The sequence below is a fragment of the Lacticaseibacillus chiayiensis genome (genome assembly GCF_004123795.1).
GTDB classification, from domain to species: Bacteria; Bacillota; Bacilli; order Lactobacillales; family Lactobacillaceae; genus Lacticaseibacillus; species Lacticaseibacillus chiayiensis.
Genome location: NZ_MSSM01000047.1, coordinates 1 through 4,811, shown reverse-complemented (window position 1 = coordinate 4,811; position 4,811 = coordinate 1). Strand labels below are relative to the sequence as shown.

The 4,811-nt window shown below is 46.2% G+C and carries 7 protein-coding genes; 4 read left to right on the top strand and 3 right to left on the bottom strand.

Annotated elements, in window-relative coordinates:
* Positions 1-662: 662 nt before the first annotated feature.
* Positions 663-1,970, top strand: a complete 1,308-nt coding sequence (locus BVJ53_RS13825) for a Y-family DNA polymerase (RefSeq protein WP_129302905.1) — start codon at positions 663-665, stop codon at positions 1,968-1,970.
* Positions 1,948-2,283, top strand: coding sequence for an acetyl-CoA carboxylase (locus BVJ53_RS13820; RefSeq protein ID WP_167470215.1), 336 nt, complete (start codon positions 1,948-1,950; stop codon positions 2,281-2,283). Before BVJ53_RS13825 ends, BVJ53_RS13820 begins: the two co-directional genes overlap by 23 nt.
* Before the next feature lie 142 nt (positions 2,284-2,425).
* On the opposite strand, the gene BVJ53_RS13815 is transcribed toward BVJ53_RS13820, so the two are convergent.
* Positions 2,426-2,929, bottom strand: a complete 504-nt coding sequence (locus BVJ53_RS13815; RefSeq protein ID WP_129302904.1) for a hypothetical protein — start codon at positions 2,927-2,929, stop codon at positions 2,426-2,428.
* Between the two features lie 22 nt (positions 2,930-2,951).
* Positions 2,952-3,386: an ACT domain-containing protein gene (locus BVJ53_RS13810; protein WP_129302903.1), complete on the bottom strand. Its 435-nt coding sequence runs from the start codon at positions 3,384-3,386 to the stop codon at positions 2,952-2,954.
* A 320-nt stretch (positions 3,387-3,706) separates the two neighbouring features.
* Here BVJ53_RS13810 and BVJ53_RS13805 point away from each other — a divergent pair, with 320 nt between their 5' ends.
* Positions 3,707-3,913 carry a hypothetical protein gene (locus tag BVJ53_RS13805; protein ID WP_129302902.1) on the top strand — a complete coding sequence of 69 codons (207 nt, stop codon included), beginning with the start codon at positions 3,707-3,709 and terminating at the stop codon, positions 3,911-3,913.
* 43 nt (positions 3,914-3,956) lie between these two features.
* Here BVJ53_RS13805 and BVJ53_RS13800 read toward each other — a convergent pair whose 3' ends face one another.
* A complete protein-coding gene (locus BVJ53_RS13800) occupies positions 3,957-4,490 on the bottom strand; it encodes a GNAT family N-acetyltransferase (protein WP_129302901.1) in 534 nt (177 codons plus the stop codon).
* A 149-nt stretch (positions 4,491-4,639) separates the two neighbouring features.
* On the opposite strand from BVJ53_RS13800, the gene BVJ53_RS15485 reads away from it, so the two are divergent.
* On the top strand, positions 4,640-4,811 hold a 172-nt coding region (locus tag BVJ53_RS15485), incomplete at its 3' end, for a helix-turn-helix domain-containing protein (RefSeq protein ID WP_137295994.1).

Genomic DNA, 4,811 nt, shown 5'->3' with positions numbered 1-4,811 from the left:
GTACCCCGTTGCCGCGATATTCATGACGAACAAAGGCAACTTTGATATTATGGTCTGGTATTCCAAGGACGGACAGTGTAGGATCGTATTGGGACATTTACTCATAACCTCGCTTGCTTTTGGTTTCGACGCTAACAAGCATAGCATGGACACTGAGTAGGTGTCTTTTTGCGTTATCCAAAAAGGGCCTACACGTTCAGTGTTGATTATTTCTCAACACCAGAAAGTGTAGACCCCATTTTGATCGCTTCATCAATCCCTTGCTGTGCAGATGCACAACAGGGGATTTTTATGTGGTGAGCGTGAGCCGGCGCGCTTAGAAGTCGGGTGAACGCGTTATAGTATCTCAATAACGCGTTCGCCAGCCCAGAAACCTGCACATAAGGGCCTCTAACTTGAATGGCCAATGGTTGAAAGTGGCCGTGATGAAAGGTTTTGTTCTATTAGGGGCAATTATGTATGGGACTTTGATGTTCTATAACGCGCTCACCGGCGCAGAAGCCTGCACATAAGGACCTCGAGCCTAAAATGGCCAAAGACCAGCCATTTAGCTCGAGGCCACTTATGCTCCGGCTTCTAACCGCGCCGGTTCGCGCTCACAAAAATAAATAGCTTGCCTGTCCAAACATATGTTCGTATAATGATAAGCAGAGGTGATCTTCATGTCCTATGATTATCCACACGAACCGCATCGGGTCATTTTTTTGATTGACAACAAGTCCTTTTACGCCTCAGTCGAAAGCATTGAGCGCGGACTTGATCCGCTCAAAACTATCCTAGTTGTCATGTCTGAACAGGAAAATACAAACGGTGGGCTCATCTTAGCAACGTCGCCTATGGCCAAAAAAATGTATGGTCTCAAAAACAATGTCAGTCGCCAGCGCGATTTACCCAACGAACCGCATTTAATCGTCGTTCCGCCACGCATGAACCTCTATATTCAGAAAAATCTGGCCATTAACGATATTTTCCGTCAATTTGTCGCCGATGAAGATTTATGGGCCTACTCAATCGATGAATCCATCCTTGACATGACCCATACTTGGCGGCTGTTTGGGAAAACACCAGCGGCAGTTGCCAAGCTTATTCAATCAACTGTTCAACAACAGCTAGGTCTGCGGACCACGGTCGGGATCGGTGAAAATCCGGTTCAAGCTAAAATTGCTCTTGATGTTTATGCCAAACACAGTCCTGATTTGCTTGGCATCATCAAGTATACGACTGTTCCGGACACCATCTGGCAAATTAAAGAAATGACCGATGTCTGGAGTATCGGTCATCGCACAGCAGCGCATTTAGCGCGCATGGGCATCACGAACATGTATGAACTCGCCCATGCGAATCCTTATGCCTTAAAACAAGAAATGGGTATTATCGGCACTCAGTTGTTTGCAATTGCTTGGGGCGTTGATCGCACCAAAATCAGTAAACCCATCGTGACCCGCCAACCAAGTATCGGTAATTCTCAAGTGCTTCCGCGCGACTATAGCAATCAATTTGAAATCGAAATTGTCATCAAAGAAATCGGTGAACAGGTCGCTGCCCGCTTACGCCATCATCATAAACGTGCCGGTGAGCTTTCACTGGGTATCGGCTTTTCGTATGCAGAAAGCCAGCAAGACGGTCGATCCGGTTTTACGCAAGCAAAGCGGATTCTACCAACCAATCGCAACACCGATATTGTCGCAGCATTGCGCGAGATTTTTCGAAAGAACTGGCATGGTGAAGTTATCCGCAACGTGGCAGTTTACACATCCCGTCTAGCACCAGACACTGGCGAACAACTTAACTTTTTTGAGCCGGTTGATCGCCAAATTAAAGCCACCGATCTGGAACGAACACTCGATACGATTCGCAGTCGCTTTGGTTTCAAGGCGTTAGTGTACGCCAAAAGCGCGATGCATGGTGGTACAGCCATTCAACGTGCATCACTGGTAGGAGGACATAATGGCGGCAATAGCTATGACTAAGGATCTCAAAATCATCATGGAACGGTTAACGCCATTATTTAGGCGAAAACGAAATACACGGTACTGGATCTCACTGGTGAATCAGACTTATACGTCGGCATTCAACTTCTTTTTCAACATTCAACTCAAGGATCAACGACAGCGCTCAATCCCGTTGCATAGTCTGCACGGTTATGATCTTGCTCAGTTAGAAGTTTTTCTTGGCCTGTTACGCAAACAAACCCAATTAACCATTGAATTTGTCGGTTTTGAAGACATGCGCTGGCCACAGACCAACCGAGTCATTCAACGACGTGCCCGTCTTGATGAATAATATTCCCGCTTAGTAGTCCGTTTATACGCCTAATAAGCTAAAAGCTGAATATTGCGTCCAAAAAAGCCGGTCTCAAAAAACAAGATCGACTTTTCATCATGTTTAGCACTAATTGACCGATGCCACCAAGCCATTAATCATATTAATAGGCAATCGTATAAGAGTGGCGTTCATCAAGCACAAAAGCTTCAGCCATTTCGGGACCGTGCTGGGCAAGAATCTGATCTGCCAGATAAGCCTGAAGATCTTCATGGAAGTAAGTTTCAAGCCCAAAACTCCACGCCTGCACCAAATGTTTGCCTTGGCGCCGCCCAGCCTTAAAGTTCTCGTAAATTGCGTGGTAAATGGAACGACCCGTCAATCTGACGCTCACAGGCAAGACAACGCGTTGATTGCCATGCCGGAAACGTGCATTGACTGTCCGAAAAGTCATAAAGCGAATAATGAGCAAAACACTTGGAATCATAATACTCAAGCCCACCAGCGCGACAAAAATAATGCCCAAAACAATGCCAACTGCGCTCACTGCCATGGCACCGGAAATCACCACGCTCAGGCCGATCACAAATAAAATTAATAGCAACGCCGGAAATAAAGCAACGCCAGCGACTAAAACCAAGAGCAACAATTTAATTGCTATTTTCATAAAGCCTCCAAAAACATGCTGTTTATTCAATGGAAATCAGGTGTACATCACTGACACCGCGAATGCCGCCAAGTTTAGTGGTAAGATCATCAAGAGTTCCTTGCAGCGCCGAAATATCAAATGATATGACGACACTTGCCCAGTTGTGGATCGGAATATTCTGATTAATGGTCACGATGCTAGCTTGGGCTTGTGACATTACGGTCAAAACTTCAGACAAAATGCCGCGATCGTGATGAAGCATCAATGAAATCACTGCCTTACGCGATGCCATTTCATGATCTGGTAAAAATACATAGTCCTTATATTTGTAATAAGTGCCGCGTGAAATGCCGACTCGTTTGACCGCTTCACTCACCTGTTTTACTTCGCCATTCTGGAGCAATGCCCGCGCGGCAATCACCTTGCCGACCACGTCCGGAAGAATCGAACTGTCAACAATATAAAACTGCTTCACGCGAATTCCCCCCAAAAAAAATGAACTGACTGCCAGCAAACGCTCCTCACCGACAGACATCCGTTCGAATATGTTCATATTGTAACAGTCATTGACACTTATGAAAAGCAATTGTCAAAATGTAAAAGATTTGACATGTTTTCAGGGAAAATAAGCTCCTTTACTTATAACACTTCGCCAAGCGCTGTCAATTCAACTGTCAGCGATCTCTGTTATAGCTCGATCACTGCCCTTATTTCATCAACGAACCTTTAAACGTATGCTGTTTTGCTGTAGGCTGATGATGTCTTTGAAGAAAAAAGCATGAGGGGGGTTTTTGAATGAAGATACGGCAACCGTATCATTTATCTTGGCAATTACTAATAGTGGCAATCATCATCGCGTTTATAGCGTTTGTCGAATACTGGCCGCATCTCAGTGATGACGCGCTAATGGGTAGCGGTATCATCAGCGGTGGACTTTGTGTCGGTGCATTACATATGGCACACCACGCCACCGACACGTCCAAGAATCACAAGAAAAAATAAGCTGCGGATTTAACCACAGCTCATCACTGTTAACGCCTAAATGTTACTCCACTATTTCAGTTAAAAAAGGATGGGCATAATTGACTTTTCCGCGAACGCTGGCCAAAACCCCAGGAATTAATTCTTTAATGAGGTGGTCTTCGGTTACGATCGGAAATGGCGGCTCAAGTCGGTAATTTGCTGCTTTGCGAAAACCAATGCGGCCGAAGAACTGCCGATCACCGATGACGCTGACAAAATCCCGCCGTAGATCCGTTGCCCGCATATCGAGCTCCGAAACAATCGCCATTCCTAAGCCGCTGCCTCGGTAACCAGGTGCAACTGCCAGAGGAGCCAAAGCCACACCTTGCATATGGGCATCAGGTGTGATGGTTGCTGCCGTCATCAACCCGTACCCGACTAAATGACCGTCGATGGTTGCCACCACTTCTAGCGCCGCATCATAATCGGCAGTGCGTCGTAACTCAGCTACTAACGCTGCTTCTCCATGATAGCCGCGCTTGCTGCCACTATATGCGGTGCGCAGTAACGCGTCCACCTCGGTAAAGTCGCTTTGCTGTATTCGTCGAATGGTCATACTTGCCTCCTCTTTTAATGATAGTTTTTATTATACACGGTTTCGCGTTAAGGTGGTGGGCCGTTCCGTGTCAGGTCAACCGGGTATACTCCTACTGAGGTAGACAAGCAAATAATTAAAGCTTGTCTGCCGAGGAAGGAGTATTTTTTATGGGCCGAAAAGGTTCGAGATACAGCGTAGAAGAAAAGCTTTACTATATTGGTTTAGTGAAGGGGGGTATGTCACCTAACGCCATTCGAGAAGAGTACGGTGTCCATCCTTCACATGTGGTTCAGTGGATAGAGCGGTATGATGCGGGTGGCGTGGACGCACTGGCCAAAC

Coding starts and splice junctions, on each gene's coding strand:
- BVJ53_RS13825 (WP_129302905.1), top strand. CDS start 663: ATGTCCTATGATTATCCACACGAACCGCATCGGGTCATTTTTTTGATT.
- BVJ53_RS13820 (WP_167470215.1), top strand. CDS start 1,948: ATGGCGGCAATAGCTATGACTAAGGATCTCAAAATCATCATGGAACGG.
- BVJ53_RS13815 (WP_129302904.1), bottom strand. CDS start 2,929: ATGAAAATAGCAATTAAATTGTTGCTCTTGGTTTTAGTCGCTGGCGTT.
- BVJ53_RS13805 (WP_129302902.1), top strand. CDS start 3,707: ATGAAGATACGGCAACCGTATCATTTATCTTGGCAATTACTAATAGTG.
- BVJ53_RS13800 (WP_129302901.1), bottom strand. CDS start 4,490: ATGACCATTCGACGAATACAGCAAAGCGACTTTACCGAGGTGGACGCG.